This window comes from Acinetobacter nosocomialis, from assembly GCF_041021905.1.
GTDB classification, from domain to species: Bacteria; Pseudomonadota; Gammaproteobacteria; order Pseudomonadales; family Moraxellaceae; genus Acinetobacter; species Acinetobacter nosocomialis.
On record NZ_CP157432.1, the window covers coordinates 1,458,746 to 1,476,579 of the forward strand.

Here is a 17,834-nt window from a genome sequence, read left to right on the forward strand (position 1 = left end):
TTGGCTTCTTAAAATTTAAGCTTTTTAAGTCCACGGCTCACGCCATTTTGTAAGGCCGCTTTAATAATCGGGCCAATAAAAGGAACGCGGCCTTTAAAGCTGATAGTGTAATTCAAACGAGTTCGGTTATTTCCCAAGTCAGTAAATTGCATCACACCACGATGTGCCTTAATTGGGCTAATGCCACTTGTGATCGCGTACTCGATCAGTTCATTTTCTTTATAGACTAAATTTGTTTCAACAAATGAAGGTGTAAACGGAATAGTCATCTTGCGAGCAGAGCCAACACCGTTACGTGCATCCTTTCCATTACTAATGCGAGTAACTTTAGCAGGGGCAAAAATTTTGCTTAAATTTTCGTGTTCACTTAAGGTCGCAAAGACTTTATCTATGGGTGCATCAAATTCTTGTACGATGTTGATTTTTTGAGTTTTTAACATCTTGTTCCCTCTAAAGTAAATTTGACATGATTAATTGTCAGAATTTGGATATTAGCACGCTTTTCACTAGGGTGGAATTCTAGTTCGTCGGAGTAACTCCGGATAAAAGTAACATTTTAAATAGAATTTATTTAATCATTTGCTTTTTATAATGACTTGGAGCAACGCCAGTCCAGCGTTTATAAGCTTGAGAAAAAGTTGATAAATCTGAGAAGCCTAATATTTCTGCCACTTGGCCTAAATTTAGATTTTGCGCTAAAAGGGAATCGGCGCGTCGATGCAAGGTTTCATTTTGAAGTGCTCTAAAAGAGATATTCTCGTCTTGTAACCTTCTTTTTAGCGTCCGTTCGCTCATATTTAACTTATTTGAAATTTCTTTAATATTAAGTAATGTCCCAGAAGGAGCGTTCATTAAAAAATCGCGGACAATCATTGTGGTTGTTAAGGTGGTATGGCGTTGGCTAATAAGTTCCATACACAGCCTTTCACACATGGCTGCGGTATTCGGGTTTGCATGGGGTAGAGCGTGGAGCAATTGCGAACTATTAAATTTTAAAATGTTTTCTTTTTGATTAAATTGAATTGGAGCGCCTAAATATTCTTTAGGTATATTTAACAAACAAGACTCAGGTTCATCATATTTAAGATGAAATGCATCTAATTGAAATGAACTTTCATAAATATCGCTAATAACACGAAGAGTTGCAGCCATCGCACGTTCAAGTACAAACCGTTGTAACTCCTGTGTTAGGCCCACAGGTTCAGTAAAGCAAATCACGCACTCATTATTTTTTTGCTGAAAATTTATTTTAACAAAGGTATAGGTGAGGGCCAGATAACGTTGCACAAGTTGCATTGCTTCTAAACCCGTTGCACTACTCATTAATGCGTAACCCAAAATCCCATAAGTTGTCAGTTGATGGTTAAAACCGGTAATGAGACCTAAACCTGCGGTGTGCGCAGATAAAATTTTAATTAAATTATTGATGACACCCAGTTCTTCATCGGGTGTAACAACACTGTTAGTATCATTTAAACGAGTTAGGGTTAAACCAGTACTGGCTAACAGATGTGTTCTTTGAATTTTTAATTGTTCACCTAGTTCTAATAATAGCTGTACGCTAGATGGAGCTCGTAAATAATCTTGAAACTCTAACATCAGTTGGCCTAAAAACTAAAATGCATGTCCCAATCTAGCATGGTTGATGAGAAGACTAAAGCCTAATATTTAGTCATCAGATAGCAACGAGTAGTAAAACAATGAATACCGTTCAACCAGCAAAGCCGATAAATATGATGCGGCAATTAATGAGTAAATTAGGTGTAATTGGCCTAATGGTTTGTGTAACAGGTGTATCTTCAGCTCAAGAAATAAAATCAGGAGAGTCTGTCATGGGTTATCAAAATCAAGCAGCTTGGCAACAAATTGAACAATTCCTTCCTCAAGAATTTCATATTCCTAAAGACCAGTTACCAAAAGAAGAGTGGTGGTCTTGGAATGGTCATAACATCCATTTGGATACTTACCGTAATCCCAATGCCAAAATTAAAGTGATTTTATTTCACGGTGTGGGGACCAATGGTCGACAAATGTCGATGATTTTAGGAAAACCCTTGGCTGATCGAGGTTATGAAACAATTGCTGTCGATATGCCCGGCTATGGTGTCACTCAAGTTAAAAAGGGTAAGCCGATTAGTTATAACGATTGGGTGCAAGCTGGTAGCGATTTAATTGATGTGGAATTGGCCAAAGATAATCGTCCAGTTGTATTGTATGGCCTAAGTGCTGGTGGTATGTTGACTTACCATGTTGCTGCCAAAAATAAAAAGGTTAAAGCTATAGTGGGAATGACCTTCCTTGATACAAGCAATCAAAAAGTGAAAGATACTGTAGCAAGCAATTTGTTTATGAGTCGGGTAGGAACGCCAATTACACATTTAACTGCTAAAACGCCGTTAGCATCAATGCGTGTTCCGATGAGTTGGGCAAGTAAAATGAGTACTTTGGTGAATAATAAAGATGCCTTAAAAGCCTTTATGAAAGATAAAACTTCAGCAGGTAACTCGGTTTCTCTAACCTTTTTAGATTCATATATACATTATAAACCTGAGGTTGCACCTGAAGACTTTGACGTATGTCCTGTCTTATTGACCCAACCTGAAAAAGACCGTTGGACACCACTTGATTTAAGTACGCCTTTTCTTGGCCGTATTCATAAAGTGCCGGTAAAAACTGTGATATTGGAAAATGCAGGCCACTATCCATTAGAGCAACCGGGGTTATCTCAAATGGTTGATGCAATAGATAGTTTTTATACAACGACAGTGAAATAACGGGTAGGTTCTTACCCGTTTTTTAAATTTTAAATATAGAGGGCAAAGGGAGCTCAAATCACGTCTGCCCAAGAAAAAGTTAAGAAACTATATTTTACTTTTATTGTTACTTAAATATAGATCACTTTGCATTTGAGCTATAAGCCTTACGTGAAAAGTAAGAATCGTTGCAAACCGTAAAGAAAGCCTCCTCATAATCAAATGACATGATAGGAAATTGAGGAATAATAAATGCGCGCTCTTACTTACCACGGTGCCGAAGACGTTCGAGTTGAAACGGTTGCAGACCCTATTATTCAAGAACCAGATGACATTATTTTACGTGTAACCGCCACAGCCATATGTGGCTCTGATTTACATTTATATCGAGGCAAAATCCCAAAGACTGAACATGGCGATATCTTTGGGCATGAATTTATGGGTATTGTGGAAGAAGTAGGCCCCGCAGTCACTCACGTGAAAAAAGGCGACCGTGTAATTGTACCTTTTGTGATTGCTTGTGGTGAATGTTTCTTTTGCCAACTTGACCTGACCGCTGCCTGTGAAACCACCAATACAGGACGTGGTGCAATTATTAATAAAAAGCAAATTCCACCTGGTGCAGCTTTATTTGGTTATAGCCATTTATATGGCGGAGTACCGGGCGGCCAAGCAGAATATGTTCGTGTCCCGAAAGCCAATAAGGGGCCTTTTAAAGTGCCCGGGTCATTGTCAGATGAAAAAGTGCTTTTCTTGACCGATATTTTGCCTACCGCTTGGCAGGCAGTGACCAACGCTCAAGTTACTCGTGGCTCAACCGTTGCAATTTATGGTGCAGGGCCAGTCGGACTATTAAGCGCCGCTTGTGCCAAGATGCTTGGTGCAGAAAAAATATTTATGGTCGATCACAATGAATATCGATTGAACTATGCGGCGGCAACCTACGGCGCTATTCCGGTTAATTTTGATGAAGTCGATGCGGCCGAATTTATTATTCAAAATACCGACAATTACCGTGGCGTCGATGCGGTGATTGATGCCATTGGTTTCGAGGCAAAAGGCAGTGTCATTGAAACAGTGCTCACCAATTTAAAGCTTGAAGGTTCAAGTGGTGCAGCACTTCGTCAATGTATAGCCGCGGTTCGCCGTGGTGGTGTGGTAAGTGTACCAGGTGTATATGCAGGTCCAATTCATGGTTTCTTGTTTGGTGATGCTTTTGATAAAGGACTGACTTTTAAAATGGGCCAAACTCATGTGCATCAATATTTACCGCTTTTACTAGAATTTATTGAGCGTGGTGACTTGTCACCTGAAACGATTATTACCCACCGAATGAAATTAGAAGATGCCGCAGAGGGTTATCGCATTTTTAATGAAAGAGAACAGGAATGTCGTAAGGTAATTTTGATTCCTTAAATCCTTCAGTTTACAGTTTCACTTTAAAAGCCTCTTACTAAAAGGGGCTTTTCTATTTTGAAATGCACAATTTTGAGTGCAGCTTTTTATTTTTGAACTTAAATCGCACCTAAACAGCCCAAGTTTAGTATTACTTTTAACCAAAATCGTAATACTAAGCTGGCATGTCCTTTGCATAGTCTTAAGCAATCAAAAGTGATCTAGGGTTCCGATACTTTACGTATGACTGGACCGAGAGTTCACGGTTCCTAGCGAACTACACGGAGGGATAAAAGCCCGGGAGGAAGTCTAAAACTATCCGACAGGAGTAGCTATGAACACTACAAGTTATCATAACAATCAGGCGATTTGGACCGAACTTTTACCCGGCGGACATCACTGGTCGGGTCGTATTCAAAAAGGAACTATTCTTAGATTTACATCGCTTGGCGCTCAGGCAAATGTTTCTTTGTTTTGTGTAAATGCTGCCGATGTGCTTGAACGTTTTAACATGCCAGACAGTTTAAAAGGACAACATACCGCCTATTTAAAAGCTTCCAACGTGCTGTATTCAGACCTAGGCCGTGTGATGGCTTCTATTGTTCATGATGATCATGGTTGGAATGATGCGCTTTGTGGCCCAAGCCGACCTGAGCAAATTGAAAAGCAATTTGGGATACGTACATTTCAAGATGCCCGCAATGATATGTACCAAAACGGCTTAGACAGCTTACTCATTGAAATGTGTAAATACGGGCTTGCCAGCCAAGACCTGAGTGCCGCGGTTAACCTATTTTCTAAAGTTGCACCAGATGAAAACGGTGCTTTGTCTTATGTCAGTTCTGATAACACCAATCAAAGCATTGAACTACGTTTTGAAATGGACTGCTTAGTATTTTTATCTGCTGCGCCGCACGGTTTAGACACCAGCCCAAACTATCAACCTGCTGATATTCAACTCAGTTTATTTAAAGCCAATTCACTAACAGACAGCGATATTTGTCGTGATGCATGTTCGCAAAATCAGCGCGCGTTTCAAAACACTGCCCGCTACTACGCGCTTAGCAATATTTAAATCAGGAGAAGCATCATGACAGTTTTACAATCATTTGAAAAAGCAGTTTTAAATGAAGTTTGTCCTGCGGGTGAAGCGTGGATGTGCGAGGTTAAAAAGGGTCAATATTTCCGAATTATTGACCTTGAGGGAAACCAAGCGGTCGATACTTTGTTTATGAGTGCCGAAAATCCGACTGAGCGTTATAGCGCAATGGATACCTTGGCCATCAATCAACAAATCTATTTAGAAAAGGGTACTAAGCTCTATAGTAACTTTGGCCGTCCAATTGCCATTATTCATGATGATAACTGTGGGCGCCATGACACCATTGGCGGTGCCTGTTCATGTGAAAGCAATACGGTTCGCTATGCCCATGAAACCTACCCAATGCATAGTTGCCGTAACAACTTTATGTATGCCTTGGCAAAACACCCGATTGCAAAAAAGCATGGCTTAAATGTCCGTCACATCGGCCCTAACATTAACTTTTTTATGAATGTGCCTGTGACACCAGACGGTCAGCTTAAATTTGATGATGGAATTTCAGGACCGGGTAAATATGTAGAAGTTCGGGCAGAAATGGATTTAATTGTTTTAATTTCAAATTGTCCGCAGCTCAATAACCCATGTAACGCCTATAACCCAACCAAAATTCAACTGGTTGTCCGTGAAGCGGAAGGGGTGTAAGCATGTTTAAAAAAGTTCTGATTGCCAACCGCGGTGCAATTGCCTGTCGCGTAATTCGCACTCTTAAAAAACTCGGGATCGCTTCGGTGGCTGTTTACTCGGAAGCTGACCGTGATTCGTTACATGTGACTTTGGCCGATGAAGCTTTTCTGATTGGCCCTGCACCTGCACATCAAAGTTATTTAAATATTGAAAAAATCCTTGAGGTTGCTAAACAGTCGGGAGCAGAAGCCATTCATCCCGGTTATGGTTTTTTGTCTGAAAATGCCGAGTTTTGTGATTTATGCGAAAGCCAAGGAATTGCCTTTATTGGGCCAACTTCAAGCCAAATGCTCGATTTTGGTTTAAAACATACTGCACGTGAGCTGGCTATTAAAAGCAATGTGCCTCTACTTCCGGGTAGTTCACTACTTGCTAATGAGGCCGAAGCCTTGTTTGAGGCAGCCCGTATTGGTTATCCAGTCATGCTAAAAAGTACCGCGGGCGGCGGTGGTATTGGCATGCGTCTGGTCTGGAATGAAACCGAATTAAAAGATGCCTATCAAACCGTGTCTTATTTAGCACAGGTTAATTTTAAAGATGCAGGTTTGTATTTAGAAAAATTTGTACAGCATGCACGCCACATCGAAGTACAAATTTTTGGTGATGGGCAAGGGCAAGTTTTAGCGTTGGGTGAGCGTGATTGTTCGGTACAACGCCGTAATCAAAAGGTGATTGAAGAAACACCCGCGCCACATTTAAATGAACAGCAACGCGACTACTTGCAAAAAGTTGCGATTCAACTCATGCAATCGGTGAACTATCGCTCGGCAGGCACGGTTGAGTTTGTTATGGACACCGAAACCCAAGAATTTTATTTCTTAGAGGTCAACACGCGTTTGCAAGTCGAGCACGGCGTGACCGAGCAAGTATTTGGTGTCGATTTAGTCGAGTGGATGGTTACTTTGGCAAGCGGTGACTGGTCAGCACCGACTGAAAAGTTAGAGCCAACAGGACATTCCATTCAGGTTCGTCTTTATGCCGAAGATCCAATTAAACAGTTCCAGCCGAGTGCAGGCTTACTCACGCATGTTAAATTTGACCCGCAAGCACGAGTCGAAACATGGGTTGAAACAGGTTCAACGGTGTCGTCTTTTTATGACCCAATGATTGCCAAAATCATTGTGACGGCTGCAACACGAGACCAAGCCATACAGGCAATGGGTATTAGTCTTGCCAACACGCAAGTCGCTGGTATCGAAACCAATTTAGAATATTTACAAAATATTATTGCTTGCGATGTGTTTGCTTTAGGCACTCAAACCACCCGATTTTTAAATACGTTTGAATGGAAAACTCAAAAAATTGAGGTGTTGCAGGCTGGCATTCAAACTGCCATTCAGGACGTAACAGGTCGACTAGGTTATTGGGATGTTGGGGTGCCGCCATCAGGTGCCATCGATCCACTCAGTTTAACTGTGGCAAACCAGCTTCTAGCCAATGAGCCAAATACCGCAGGGCTTGAATGTACCTTGCAAGGGCCAACTTTAAAGTTTCACTGCGACAGCCAAATTGTCATTACGGGCGGTGATATGCCTTCAAAACTTGATGGTGAACTGGTACCGATGTGGCAAACCATCAATGTGAAAAAAGGCCAAGTTTTAAAATGCGGACTTATCCGTTCAGGTTGCCGTAGCTATATTGGTGTGAAAGGTGGTTTCGATGTTCCTGAGTATTTAGGGTCACAGGCGACTTTTACTTTGGGGCAGTTTGGTGGGCATGCAGGTCGTAATTTATTAATTGGCGATATGCTGCCAATTACTGAATATTCCGCTCAAACGACCATAGCTCTGACTCAAGCACAAATTCCTAGCTTTACCCAAAACTGGGAAATTGCCGTGATGTATGGGCCACATGGCGCACCAGATTTTTTCACCAAACAAGATATTGATACGTTCTTTGCCAATGAGTTCGAAATTCACTATAACTCAAGCCGTACAGGCATTCGTTTAATAGGGCCAAAACCTGAGTGGGCACGTGAAGACGGCGGTGAAGCAGGCTTACATCCTTCCAATATTCACGACAACGCTTATGCAATTGGGGCAATTGATTTTACAGGTGATATGCCAATTATCTTAGGTCCAGATGGTCCGAGCTTAGGTGGCTTTGTTTGCCCTGCGGTAGTCATTCATTCCGAGCTTTGGAAAATCGGGCAGCTAAAAGCAGGCGATAAGGTCAAATTTGTACCTGTGAGTTATGCGCAAGCAAAAGCACTCGATCAAAAATATCATCAAAGCTTAACCGCGACCGATACAACTCAGATCGATTTTAATCCAACCATTCAAGCAGAACCCGACACTTTAAAAGATGCGGTTTTAGCCACTTTAGAAGGTGAAGCTGACTTACCAAGCGTGACCTATCGACCAGCAGGAAATAGCTATTTATTGGTGGAATATGGCGAGTTAGTACTCGATCTAAATTTACGCTTCCGTATTCATGCGCTGATGCAATGGGTCAAAGATCAAAACATTCAGGGTATTATCGACTTAACACCGGGTATTCGTTCACTACAAATTCATTTTGATTCAATCCAGCTCGATCAACTTGAGCTTTTACAGAAACTTCAACAGGCAGAAGCCGAATTACCCGATATTCAAAATATGCAGGTGCCTTCAAGGACTGTCTATTTGCCTTTAGCTTGGGAAGATTCACAAACTCAACTTGCCACCGAGCGCTATACGCAAATTGTTCGTCCAGATGCGCCGTGGTGCCCAGATAACGTCGAGTTTATTCGTCGTATTAATGGTTTAGCTTCCAAGCAAGCGGTTAAGGATGTGGTCTATAGCGCAAACTATTTAGTAATGGGTTTAGGCGATGTATATTTAGGTGCTCCCGTGGCGACACCACTCGACCCGCGCCAACGTTTAGTCACCACAAAATATAACCCTGCACGAACTTGGACACCTGAAAATGCCGTGGGCATTGGCGGGGCGTATATGTGTGTATACGGTATGGAAGGACCGGGCGGCTATCAGTTCGTTGGCCGTACCACTCAAATGTGGAGCCGTTACCGTAAAAATGCCAACTTCGAAGAAGGCAAACCATGGTTACTGCGCTTTTTTGACCAAGTTAAGTTTTATGAAGTGTCTGAGGCTGAACTTCTGCAAATGCGTGAAGACTTTAAAGCAGGCCGACTACAACTTCGCATTGAAGATGGTGTGCTTAACTTAAAAGAATACAACGAGTTTTTAAAGACGCATCAAGACAGCATTCAAGCCTTTAAAGATATGCAACAAGCTAACTTTGAGGCTGAGCGCCGCCGTTGGCACGAAGCGGGCTTACAAGAATATATCTCTGAAAGCTTAGATGCTGTAGATGAAGGCGAAACCGTAGTGATCCCTGAAGGCGGCTGTGCAGTCGAATCGCACATGCCAGGCTCAATCTGGAAAATTGAATGTGCATCGGGAGATATTGTTGAAGAAGGTGCAACCCTTGCAGTAATTGAAGCGATGAAAATCGAAATTCCAATTATTGCACCCGAACGCATGAAGGTCGAAACCATTACTATTGAAAAAGGACAAACCGTAAAAACGGGGCAAGTGCTATTTACCTTAGCGCCAGTCGCTTAAATCAAAAGAGAGCATCGATATTGATGCTCTTTTTTATTATGCTTGGGTCAAATGCTTTAATACTTTATGACCATGTTCAACAGCTTCTAATTTAATTTTCGACTCTGGATTACCTGACAAAGGCGATACGTCATAAAGCAAAAATGTGCCGCTTAACTGCATTTGCGTATATTGAATTGAATGTTGAACCGCTTTTAAAAAGCTATCGATTAAGTTTTCTTGGTCGTTCACCATGTTTGCTTCTTTTTGCCCGACCGTCATACTAATAATGACTTTTTTATCTTTTAATTTGTCGCCCTGAGAGCCATAAGCAAACTGATAAGTAAAAACTTCATCAAACCATAACTTCAAAATTGCCGGCATATTAAACCAGAACATTGGATATTGCAGAATGATGGTGTCGTGGCGTAATAAGGCTTCTTGTTCAGCGCTGACGTCAATTTTATAGTCCGGATAAAGCTGGAAAATATCTCGCACTTCAAGGTCTGGATAGGTTTTTACGAGTTCATTCACAATCGTTTTATTTGCAATTGATTGAGCGTAGTAGGGATGAGCCAAAATGAGTAAAGCCATAATTATGCCTTTTAACTATAAAAATAATAGTCACTATAATTTTTATAGTATGGGTGTACAATAACTATCAAAGTTGATAGGTGGCATTAAAAATGGCAAATACTGAAAATAAATGTGAAATCACCATGAATGGAAAAACCTATCCATGTCATATCAGTATGGCTATGGATTTGGTGGGTGGAAAATGGAAAAGCGTTATTTTGTATTATCTAAAAGATGGGCCAAAACGCTTTAATGAAATCAATCAATTAATGCCAACTATCACAGAAATGACTTTAAGCCTTCAACTCAAGCAATTAGAGCAAAGTGGCTTAATCTCTCGAACCGTTTATGGTGAAAAAGCACCGATTAAAGTGGTCTATGAAATGACTGAATTAGGCCAGTCTTTTAAACCTGTTTTAGAGTCTTTATCGCTATGGGCACATACAATGATTAACCAGTCATAAGATGACAAATTAACTTTTTAAAAAAATATAAATATTTAGCCCCATCCCTGTGCATGGGGCTTTTTTTGCCCAAAAATCATTCATAAATACCCATAAATCCCATCAAAACGACGCTTAAAAACTGGCACATTTTCTGCATCTCTTACCAGTAATACAAAAACTGAATTTGGTAATACCAAACTAGAGGTGCGATATGAACGATGTAAAACCTGTGGTTCAACCAAAGCCAACTTTAAAAGCCTTTTTAGTCGAATTGCTCAGCGTACGTGCAGGCGTATATATCAAGCAAAACAATCAGCCGCCTAAAACAAAAGGATAAGACTGTGCCGAAACAAAAGCTGGCTCGAATCAGTATTACCGTACCTGAAACGACACTTAACGCACTCGATCAAAAAATTGTCGAGCAGAACTATGAAAGTCGCTCGCAAGCCATTGTCGACATGATTAATAAACACCTGATTGCAGAGCAAGCACAGGCTAATGAAGTCATGGTGGGCACGTTGACGCTGCTTTATGACGCTAGCCAAATGACCTTGCGCAATCAATTGGTCGATTTACAACAACAGTTTTTAGCACAGGTGATTAGCTCACTTCATATTCAGCTCGACCAACAAAAGATATTGCAAGTCATGTTAATGCAGGGCGCAAGTTCTGAGCTTAGACAAATTAGCCAGCAATTTATTGTGCTGAAAGGGGTAATCAAAGGACATCTAGAACTGATGGATGCCGTCATGCCGCCTATACAGCAGAATGACTAAATGAGGAGTAGCGTGTTGAAAAATTTATGGACTATTCAAGACTGGAAAACAGCATATCAAAACGGGCAAATCCATCTTAAGGATCTGATTAGCTATGTGGCAGAAATTAAAAATGATGATCATGCATGGATTGAAATTGCATCGAACGAGCAGATTCAATCGCAAATTGATATTTTAAAAGACCAGAATATTGCTGACTTACCTCTATACGGTGTGCCATTTGCAGTTAAAGACAACATTGATGTCGCTGACTTTCACACCACTGCTGCCTGTAAAGAGGTTCAATATTTAGCGACACAAGATGCTGCCGTAGTAGCCAAGCTGAAAAAAGCAGGGGCAATTGTGATTGGTAAAACTAACCTCGATCAGTTTGCAACGGGACTAGTTGGCGTTCGCTCTCCATACGGTGCAGTAAAAAATAGTTTTAACCCCGAATATATTAGTGGTGGTTCAAGCTCGGGTTCGTCAGTGGTGGTCGCCAACGGTATTGTGCCTTTTAGTTTGGGGACAGACACGGCGGGATCAGGTCGTGTTCCTGCGGGCCATAACAATATTGTGGGTCTTAAGCCGACAAAGGGCTGGTTTTCTACCACAGGTTTAATTCCAGCCTGTCGGACTATTGACGTCATTTCTATTTTTGCACTGCATATTGATGATGCTTGGGCAGTCGCCAATTTAATGCAGGGCTACGATGAAACAGATGAATATTCACGAGCACATCCAGCCAATGTACCGACTCAATTTTCTAAACAGAAAATTGCTATTCCAGCTCAGCTTGAGTTTTATGGTGATCTTGAATCTGAAAAGGCCTTTTTAGTTGCAGTCGAGCGTGTCAAAAAACTGGGTTACGAAGTTGAGAGTATTGATTTCAGTGCGTTTAATGAGCTTGCTGCCGCACTGTATAACGATGCATGGGTGGCAGAAAGAACAGTCGCCGTTGAACGCATGACAACACGTGAAAAGGCTCATCCTGTTATTGCTCAAATTATTGCGCAGGCAGATAAATTCAAGGCAACAGATGCACTTCAAGCCGAATATAACCGCGCCGTGCTTTCTCGAAAAATTAATTTGGCTTTACAACCTTTTGATGCCTTGATGGTTCCGACAGCGCCAACCATTTACACCATTGCTGAAGTTGAAGCCGACCCATTGACTAAAAATGCGCACATGGGAGCCTATACCAACTTTGTCAATTTTGCTGATCTTTCGGCTTTAGCTTTACCAAATGTACTCCGTGAAGACGGCCTACCAAGCGGGGTAACCTTTATTGCACCTGCGTGGCACGATCAGGCACTCGCCAATTTTGCGCAGCTTTGGCAAGCCGAAACATCGCTGAGTTTAGGTAAATCAACTCAACATTATCAAAAAAGTATAAACATCTACTCGAATCATTCAGTACAGCTTGCAGTGGTAGGAGCGCATTTAACAGGCATGCCACTTAATTTTCAGCTTACTAGCCGTAATGCTACTTTGCTCAAGAAAACCCAGACCGCAGAGACTTATAAACTCTTTGCCCTAAAAAATACCACGCCACCAAAACCGGGACTGCAATTCGATAAAGCAGGGACATCTATTGAAGTTGAAGTGTGGGATGTTCCATTAGCACATTTTGGAGCCATTGTGGCTGAAGTACCCGCACCACTTGGTATTGGGAATCTGAAACTAAAAGATGGTACATGGGTTAAAGGCTTTATTTGCGAAGCGTATGCCATTCATGATGCAACCGATATTAGCCATTTTGGAGGTTGGCGAGCTTACATACAGTCACTCAATCAAACCGCTCAAAGTGTCGTTAGTAAAAATGTTGGGGAAGTTTCTATATGATTAAAAAAGCGTTGTTATCCGTATCTATTTTATCGGCAGTTGTATTGGGTGGATGTGACAATACGGCTAAAGTGCCCGAGGCTAAACAAGATGCTCAGGCAGCCGCAAATACAAAACCAATTACCATCGGCTATAGTGATTGGCCGGGCTGGGTGGCTTGGCAAGTGGCTATTGAAAAAGGCTGGTTAAAAGAAGCAGGGTTAAATGTAGAGTTTAAATGGTTTGATTATTCCGCGTCGCTTTCGGCTTTTTCGGCAAATCAGCTCGACGCTGTGTTGGTCACCAATGGCGATAACTTGGTAACAGCTTCGGGTGGTACGCAAGGCATGATGATCATGGCAACGGATTATTCCGCGGGCAATGATGTCATTATTGCAAAAGAGGGCATTAATACCATTCAAGACTTAAAAGGAAAATCGATCGGTGTCGAAAAAGGCTTGGTTGACCATCTTTTATTAGCAACAGCTTTAACCGACCATAACATTAAAGCGAATGAGGTGAAGCTGGTAAATTCAGCGACGAACCAATTACCTCAAGTGTTTAATAGCCCAGATATTTCCGCGATTGCTGTTTGGCAACCCGTTGCAGGTCAGGCATTAAAAGCAGTGGCAGGCTCTAAAATTATCTATACCTCTAAAGACAAGCCGGGTTTAATTTACGACACCTTAACAGTCAACATGAGTCATTTAACAGCTCATCAAGACGAATGGAAAAAAATCATTCAGGTGTGGGATAAAACCGTTAAATATATTAATGACCCTGCAACCCATGCCGATGCGGTTAAAATCATGGCAAATCGTTCAGGGGTTGACCCAAAACAATATGAGTTGATGGTAAGTGGTACGCATCTATTAGATATCAATGCCAATAAAAAAGTATTTGCTAAATCTCAAGGTTTTGACTCGATTTATGGCTCTACTTATCACGTCAATAAATTTAATGTCGAAAACGGTATTTATAAAACTGAACAAAATGTAGATGGGCTGATTTATCCAACACTCATAGAGCAACTTAAATAAACCCCATAAATCAAAAAGCCCAAGTTGAACTTGGGCTTTTTTGTGTTTGGCTTATTTTTCTGTACTGACTTGAGTCATACGCGGTATTTTTGGTAAGTCTTGCAACGCAGGGTCAAGCTCGTCTTCTTCAGCGTGAACCAGATAATCAACTCGTGCCCGAAGTTGTTTGAACTCAGATGTACTCATTAAATCGAGTGAACGTGGACGAGGTAAATTAACTTCAATAATTTCCTTAATTTCACCGGGGTTGGCTTTGAGTGCCACAATTCGGTCTGCCAGTAAAATGGCTTCATCCATGTCATGGGTCACAAAAATAATGGTGATATCAATGTTTTGCCATAAATCCATCAAGTGCTTTTGCATTTTTTGACGGGTGTGTGGGTCGAGTGCACCAAAAGGTTCATCCATGAGTAAAATTTTAGGTTGATTAACCAAAGCTCTAGCAATCGCAACGCGCTGTTTCATACCGCCAGAAAGTTGATGTGGATACTGATTTTCATATTTTTCTAATCCAATAATATTGATCCATTCACGTGCTTGAGCTTCGGCTGTCATTTGACTAGCTCCACGCATTTGCGGACCAAACATCACGTTTTCTTTTACGGTTTTCCAAGGGAAAAGGGTATAACCTTGAAACACCATACCGCGTTCAGGACATGGCCCCGTAATACATTCGCCGTCTACTAAAACTTCTCCACTATGATATGGGTCTAAACCCGCAATGACACGGCTCAGTGTCGATTTACCGCAGCCAGAAGGACCAATCACACAAATAAATTCTCTTTTATGAATTTTTAAATCGAGCTTATTTAAAACAGTGCGTTCGCTTTGACCATGCTTAAACACTTGGCTCAGTTGTTTGGCCTCTAAAATAACAGGACGTTCATAAATTTTTTGAAAGTATTCATGCGCGTTAAATGTTGAATCATTCATTATTTTGCTCCCACTTTCCAAGTGAACATCCGCTCACCTAACTTCATTAATACCCAATCACAAACCAGACCAATCACCCCAATAATCAAAATAGCTGCATAGACATTGTCAAAGTTTTGATAGCGTGCCTGTTGAGTAATGAACCACGTAATACCCGAGGTCGTACCAATCAACTCCGAAACAATTAAATAGGTCCAAGCCCAGCCCAATAGCACACGTAAGTCACGGTAAATATCAGGTAAGGCCGCAGGAATCACCACGTGAAATAAACTTTTGAGTTTATTGGTACCAAGCGTATAGCCAGCTTCAATTAAGCTTCGATCTACCATTCGGGTGGTATTGGCAATAATGAGAATTTGCTGAAATAGCGTACCAATTACAATAATGGCAATTTTAGGTGCGTCATTAATCCCTAAAATTGCCACTGCAAGTGCACCAAATGCTGGTGCGGGTAGGTAACGGAAAAACTCGACAAACGGTTCTGTTAACAGGGAGATCCTCTTAGAAAAACCACACAAAATACCCAGTGGAATCCCAATCAATGAAGAAATAAAAAAAGCTGAAAATACCAGTTTAATACTGTGCCATAAACTTTGATGAAACCACGGCGAATCAGGTTGTTCAGGTGGTGTGGTAAACGCGGTGACCAAAGCCTTAGCGACTTCATGGGGAGCGGGTAAATAAATAGGGTTGACCAAAATACCTTGTGGTGGTGCAGAATTTCGGTTGACTGCATTTTGTGCTTCGAGATAGAACACACTTTTATTAACACGACTGCCTACTTGTAAGTAAGGAACACTGCCTGAACTCGTGATTTGTACTTGAGGATGCCAAATAAAAGGTAAGTAACTGATTGCGCACCAAAGACATATTGGGATCACGAAAGAACAAATACTGAGAATCAGCTTGTTCTTTCGCGTAAATTCCTTTGCAACATAACCCATATCAAGAGCTCCCCATTTTGATCAGTATTACGATTTTCATAAAACGTAATATTGTTAAGCAAAATAAGTGCCATCTTTAATATGCTTTAGATGAGTTAAGAAGACGAGGGAACTAAAGTTTCATGTAAATAAACCCAATAACATTTTTTGTCTTCCACTTTAATGCAGGCTGTAGAAGTCCGTACTGTCTCGGTTTCATCAGTTTGCTGATGTTCCTGATATTGCACCCAGCAATAATTTTCAAATTCGTATAAAGCTGCGCTTTTAATAATGTCGATTTTTAAAGAAGGTTTCGTTCCGATATTCTGGCTAAATAAACTATTCACTTCGGCGAAACCAATGGTGTGACCCTGAACCGTAACCATCTTAAAATTTTGATCAAAGCTATCGAGAAGCGGTCTCAGGCTTTGCTCTGTATTTTTGCCTGTAAAGACATTTTCTATTAAAACATGTAGGTCTATTACACTTTGAATGGCTTGATCCATTTGATTAGACATAAGTTTTCTCCTTTAAAACGGGAATGAGTGAAAGTAAGCAGAGTAAAGCTGCAATTAAAAAAGTATGTTGATAGCGAAGTAGCTCGCTTGAGCTGGACATTAAGTTATATATCGAAATGAGAACAACAGTACCGACACTAAATGAAACTTGCCGATTAATATTCCAGAGCACACTTCCTTGTAATAAATCTTGGCCTGAAAAATCAATCAATGAGCTAATTTGGGCAATATTGGCACTTAAGCCGCCTCCCATACCCATTAATAAATAAGCAATCACTAAAAAGCTTAAGGGACTAGCGTTTGAAATAGAAAACAAAAGAAATATGCCAAAGCTATGTAGGGTTATTCCAATAATAAGAAGATACTTTTTTCCTAACCGTTGATAGAGTAGGCCGCCACTAATCATGGCTGCGAGTGCCCCAGTTGCATAAAGCAACATAAATAAACCAGTTTGTTTTGCATTAAAGCCAAAGTTAAGTTGTAAATTAAAAATATTGAGTAAATTAACGCCTGTAAAAATACCCGGTACGGCATAATAGACAATAAATGCATTACGTAAATTTTTATTTTTTAATAACTCAAGATTAAGAACAGGATGGGAAATTTTTTTCGCATGTTGAATGTAAAAAATAAGCATTCCCACTGAAATTAGAAAACTCGTTATAGCGAATAGGGCATTATGGTAATCACTATAGAATGAAAAGGAGAGTAATAAACATAACAGACTTATATTAAAGATAACCAAGCCTTTAATATCTGGTCTTTCACTCGAAACATTCTTTGTTGTTTTAACCCATAACCATGCCAGAGCTGCTGCCAGTAAAGAAAAAGGAAGGTTAGATAAGAATACCCATCGCCAATTCAATGAATCAATAATTACGCCTCCAATGGCAGGTGAAAAAGCTGGCGCAATCAGTGCAATTGCCATGATCATAGTAGAAATGCGTTGGCGTTCTTGGTTCGGGAAAAATGCGTATACGAGTGCTTGCCCGACTGGAATTAATAAACCTCCAGCTATTCCTTGAATAAATCGCCAAAAAATTAAGCTATAAATCGATTCACTAAAACTCATAAAGCAGATGCTTATCGAGAATAACAGCATCGAATAACACAATAATTTTTGGTCCCCAAGTTTGGTGGCTAACCATAAACTCATGGGCATAATTAAAATGAGGCCGAGAATATAAGCATTTGTTACCCATGCGACCATGGATTGGCTCACTGAAAGTGACGATGCAATATTAGGCAATGCAATTGCAGACATAAAAATGTTGATGCAATCAATAAAGAACCCAAGTAAAAACACTGTCGCTATTTTATATCGATATGACATACCTACC

At 40.7% G+C, this 17,834-nt stretch carries 17 protein-coding genes and 1 riboswitch; of the genes, 10 read left to right on the forward strand and 7 right to left on the reverse strand.

Annotated elements, in window-relative coordinates; translation table 11 throughout:
• Nucleotides 1-8: 8 nt before the first annotated feature.
• Complete coding sequence (locus ABLC00_RS06700) at nt 9-440, reverse strand: SRPBCC family protein (RefSeq protein WP_004887840.1); 432 nt, start codon at nt 438-440, stop codon at nt 9-11.
• Between the two features lie 127 nt (nt 441-567).
• Nucleotides 568-1,599 carry an AraC family transcriptional regulator gene (locus ABLC00_RS06705; RefSeq protein ID WP_033846880.1) on the reverse strand — a complete coding sequence of 344 codons (1,032 nt, stop codon included), beginning with the start codon at nt 1,597-1,599 and terminating at the stop codon, nt 568-570.
• Between the two features lie 101 nt (nt 1,600-1,700).
• Here ABLC00_RS06705 and ABLC00_RS06710 point away from each other — a divergent pair, with 101 nt between their 5' ends.
• From ABLC00_RS06710 to uca, 5 genes are all read left to right on the forward strand, one after another.
• Nucleotides 1,701-2,774 (forward strand): alpha/beta hydrolase, encoded by a 1,074-nt coding sequence (locus ABLC00_RS06710; RefSeq protein ID WP_170318187.1) that lies wholly within the window; start codon nt 1,701-1,703, stop codon nt 2,772-2,774.
• A 231-nt stretch (nt 2,775-3,005) separates the two neighbouring features.
• Complete coding sequence (locus ABLC00_RS06715) at nt 3,006-4,169, forward strand: zinc-dependent alcohol dehydrogenase (protein ID WP_004887832.1); 1,164 nt, start codon at nt 3,006-3,008, stop codon at nt 4,167-4,169.
• A 189-nt stretch (nt 4,170-4,358) separates the two neighbouring features.
• A riboswitch (guanidine-I (ykkC/yxkD leader) is annotated at nt 4,359-4,454 on the forward strand.
• Nucleotides 4,455-4,482: 28 nt separating this feature from the next.
• Nucleotides 4,483-5,223 carry an urea amidolyase associated protein UAAP1 gene (locus ABLC00_RS06720; RefSeq protein ID WP_033846879.1) on the forward strand — a complete coding sequence of 247 codons (741 nt, stop codon included), beginning with the start codon at nt 4,483-4,485 and terminating at the stop codon, nt 5,221-5,223.
• Between the two features lie 15 nt (nt 5,224-5,238).
• Entirely contained in the window at nt 5,239-5,892 is a 654-nt protein-coding gene (locus ABLC00_RS06725) for an urea amidolyase associated protein UAAP2 (protein WP_004709583.1), read from the forward strand.
• A 2-nt stretch (nt 5,893-5,894) separates the two neighbouring features.
• Nucleotides 5,895-9,500, forward strand: coding sequence for an urea carboxylase (gene uca, locus ABLC00_RS06730; protein WP_033846878.1), 3,606 nt, complete (start codon nt 5,895-5,897; stop codon nt 9,498-9,500).
• A gap of 36 nt (nt 9,501-9,536) precedes the next feature.
• Here the strand turns inward: uca and ABLC00_RS06735 are convergent, their stop codons facing one another.
• Nucleotides 9,537-10,073, reverse strand: a complete 537-nt coding sequence (locus ABLC00_RS06735) for an NAD(P)H-dependent oxidoreductase (protein ID WP_033846877.1) — start codon at nt 10,071-10,073, stop codon at nt 9,537-9,539.
• 92 nt (nt 10,074-10,165) lie between these two features.
• Here ABLC00_RS06735 and ABLC00_RS06740 point away from each other — a divergent pair, with 92 nt between their 5' ends.
• The 5 genes from ABLC00_RS06740 (at nt 10,166) to ABLC00_RS06760 (ending at nt 14,120) form a co-directional block, all read left to right on the forward strand.
• Nucleotides 10,166-10,519: a helix-turn-helix domain-containing protein gene (locus ABLC00_RS06740; protein ID WP_004709577.1), complete on the forward strand. Its 354-nt coding sequence runs from the start codon at nt 10,166-10,168 to the stop codon at nt 10,517-10,519.
• Nucleotides 10,520-10,712: 193 nt separating this feature from the next.
• Complete coding sequence (locus ABLC00_RS06745; RefSeq protein ID WP_001000625.1) at nt 10,713-10,838, forward strand: hypothetical protein; 126 nt, start codon at nt 10,713-10,715, stop codon at nt 10,836-10,838.
• A gap of 4 nt (nt 10,839-10,842) precedes the next feature.
• A complete protein-coding gene (locus tag ABLC00_RS06750) occupies nt 10,843-11,277 on the forward strand; it encodes a CopG family ribbon-helix-helix protein (RefSeq protein WP_001125932.1) in 435 nt (144 codons plus the stop codon).
• 12 nt (nt 11,278-11,289) lie between these two features.
• On the forward strand, nt 11,290-13,101 hold the full coding sequence (gene atzF, locus ABLC00_RS06755) for an allophanate hydrolase (RefSeq protein WP_032009808.1): 1,812 nt from the start codon (nt 11,290-11,292) through the stop codon (nt 13,099-13,101).
• Nucleotides 13,098-14,120 (forward strand): ABC transporter substrate-binding protein, encoded by a 1,023-nt coding sequence (locus ABLC00_RS06760; protein WP_033846876.1) that lies wholly within the window; start codon nt 13,098-13,100, stop codon nt 14,118-14,120. Before atzF ends, ABLC00_RS06760 begins: the two co-directional genes overlap by 4 nt.
• 51 nt (nt 14,121-14,171) lie before the next feature.
• On the opposite strand, the gene ABLC00_RS06765 is transcribed toward ABLC00_RS06760, so the two are convergent.
• The 4 genes from ABLC00_RS06765 to ABLC00_RS06780 all read right to left on the reverse strand — a co-directional run bounded on the left by ABLC00_RS06765 (nt 14,172) and on the right by ABLC00_RS06780 (nt 17,827).
• Complete coding sequence (locus tag ABLC00_RS06765; protein ID WP_004709570.1) at nt 14,172-15,053, reverse strand: ABC transporter ATP-binding protein; 882 nt, start codon at nt 15,051-15,053, stop codon at nt 14,172-14,174.
• Nucleotides 15,053-15,997 carry an ABC transporter permease gene (locus tag ABLC00_RS06770; RefSeq protein ID WP_033846875.1) on the reverse strand — a complete coding sequence of 315 codons (945 nt, stop codon included), beginning with the start codon at nt 15,995-15,997 and terminating at the stop codon, nt 15,053-15,055. The genes ABLC00_RS06765 and ABLC00_RS06770 overlap by 1 nt, the downstream gene beginning before the upstream one ends.
• 95 nt (nt 15,998-16,092) lie before the next feature.
• Nucleotides 16,093-16,494 (reverse strand): hypothetical protein, encoded by a 402-nt coding sequence (locus ABLC00_RS06775; protein ID WP_033846874.1) that lies wholly within the window; start codon nt 16,492-16,494, stop codon nt 16,093-16,095.
• Nucleotides 16,487-17,827, reverse strand: coding sequence for an MFS transporter (locus ABLC00_RS06780; protein ID WP_033846873.1), 1,341 nt, complete (start codon nt 17,825-17,827; stop codon nt 16,487-16,489). The genes ABLC00_RS06775 and ABLC00_RS06780 overlap by 8 nt, the downstream gene beginning before the upstream one ends.
• Between the last annotated feature and the right edge of the window lie 7 nt (nt 17,828-17,834).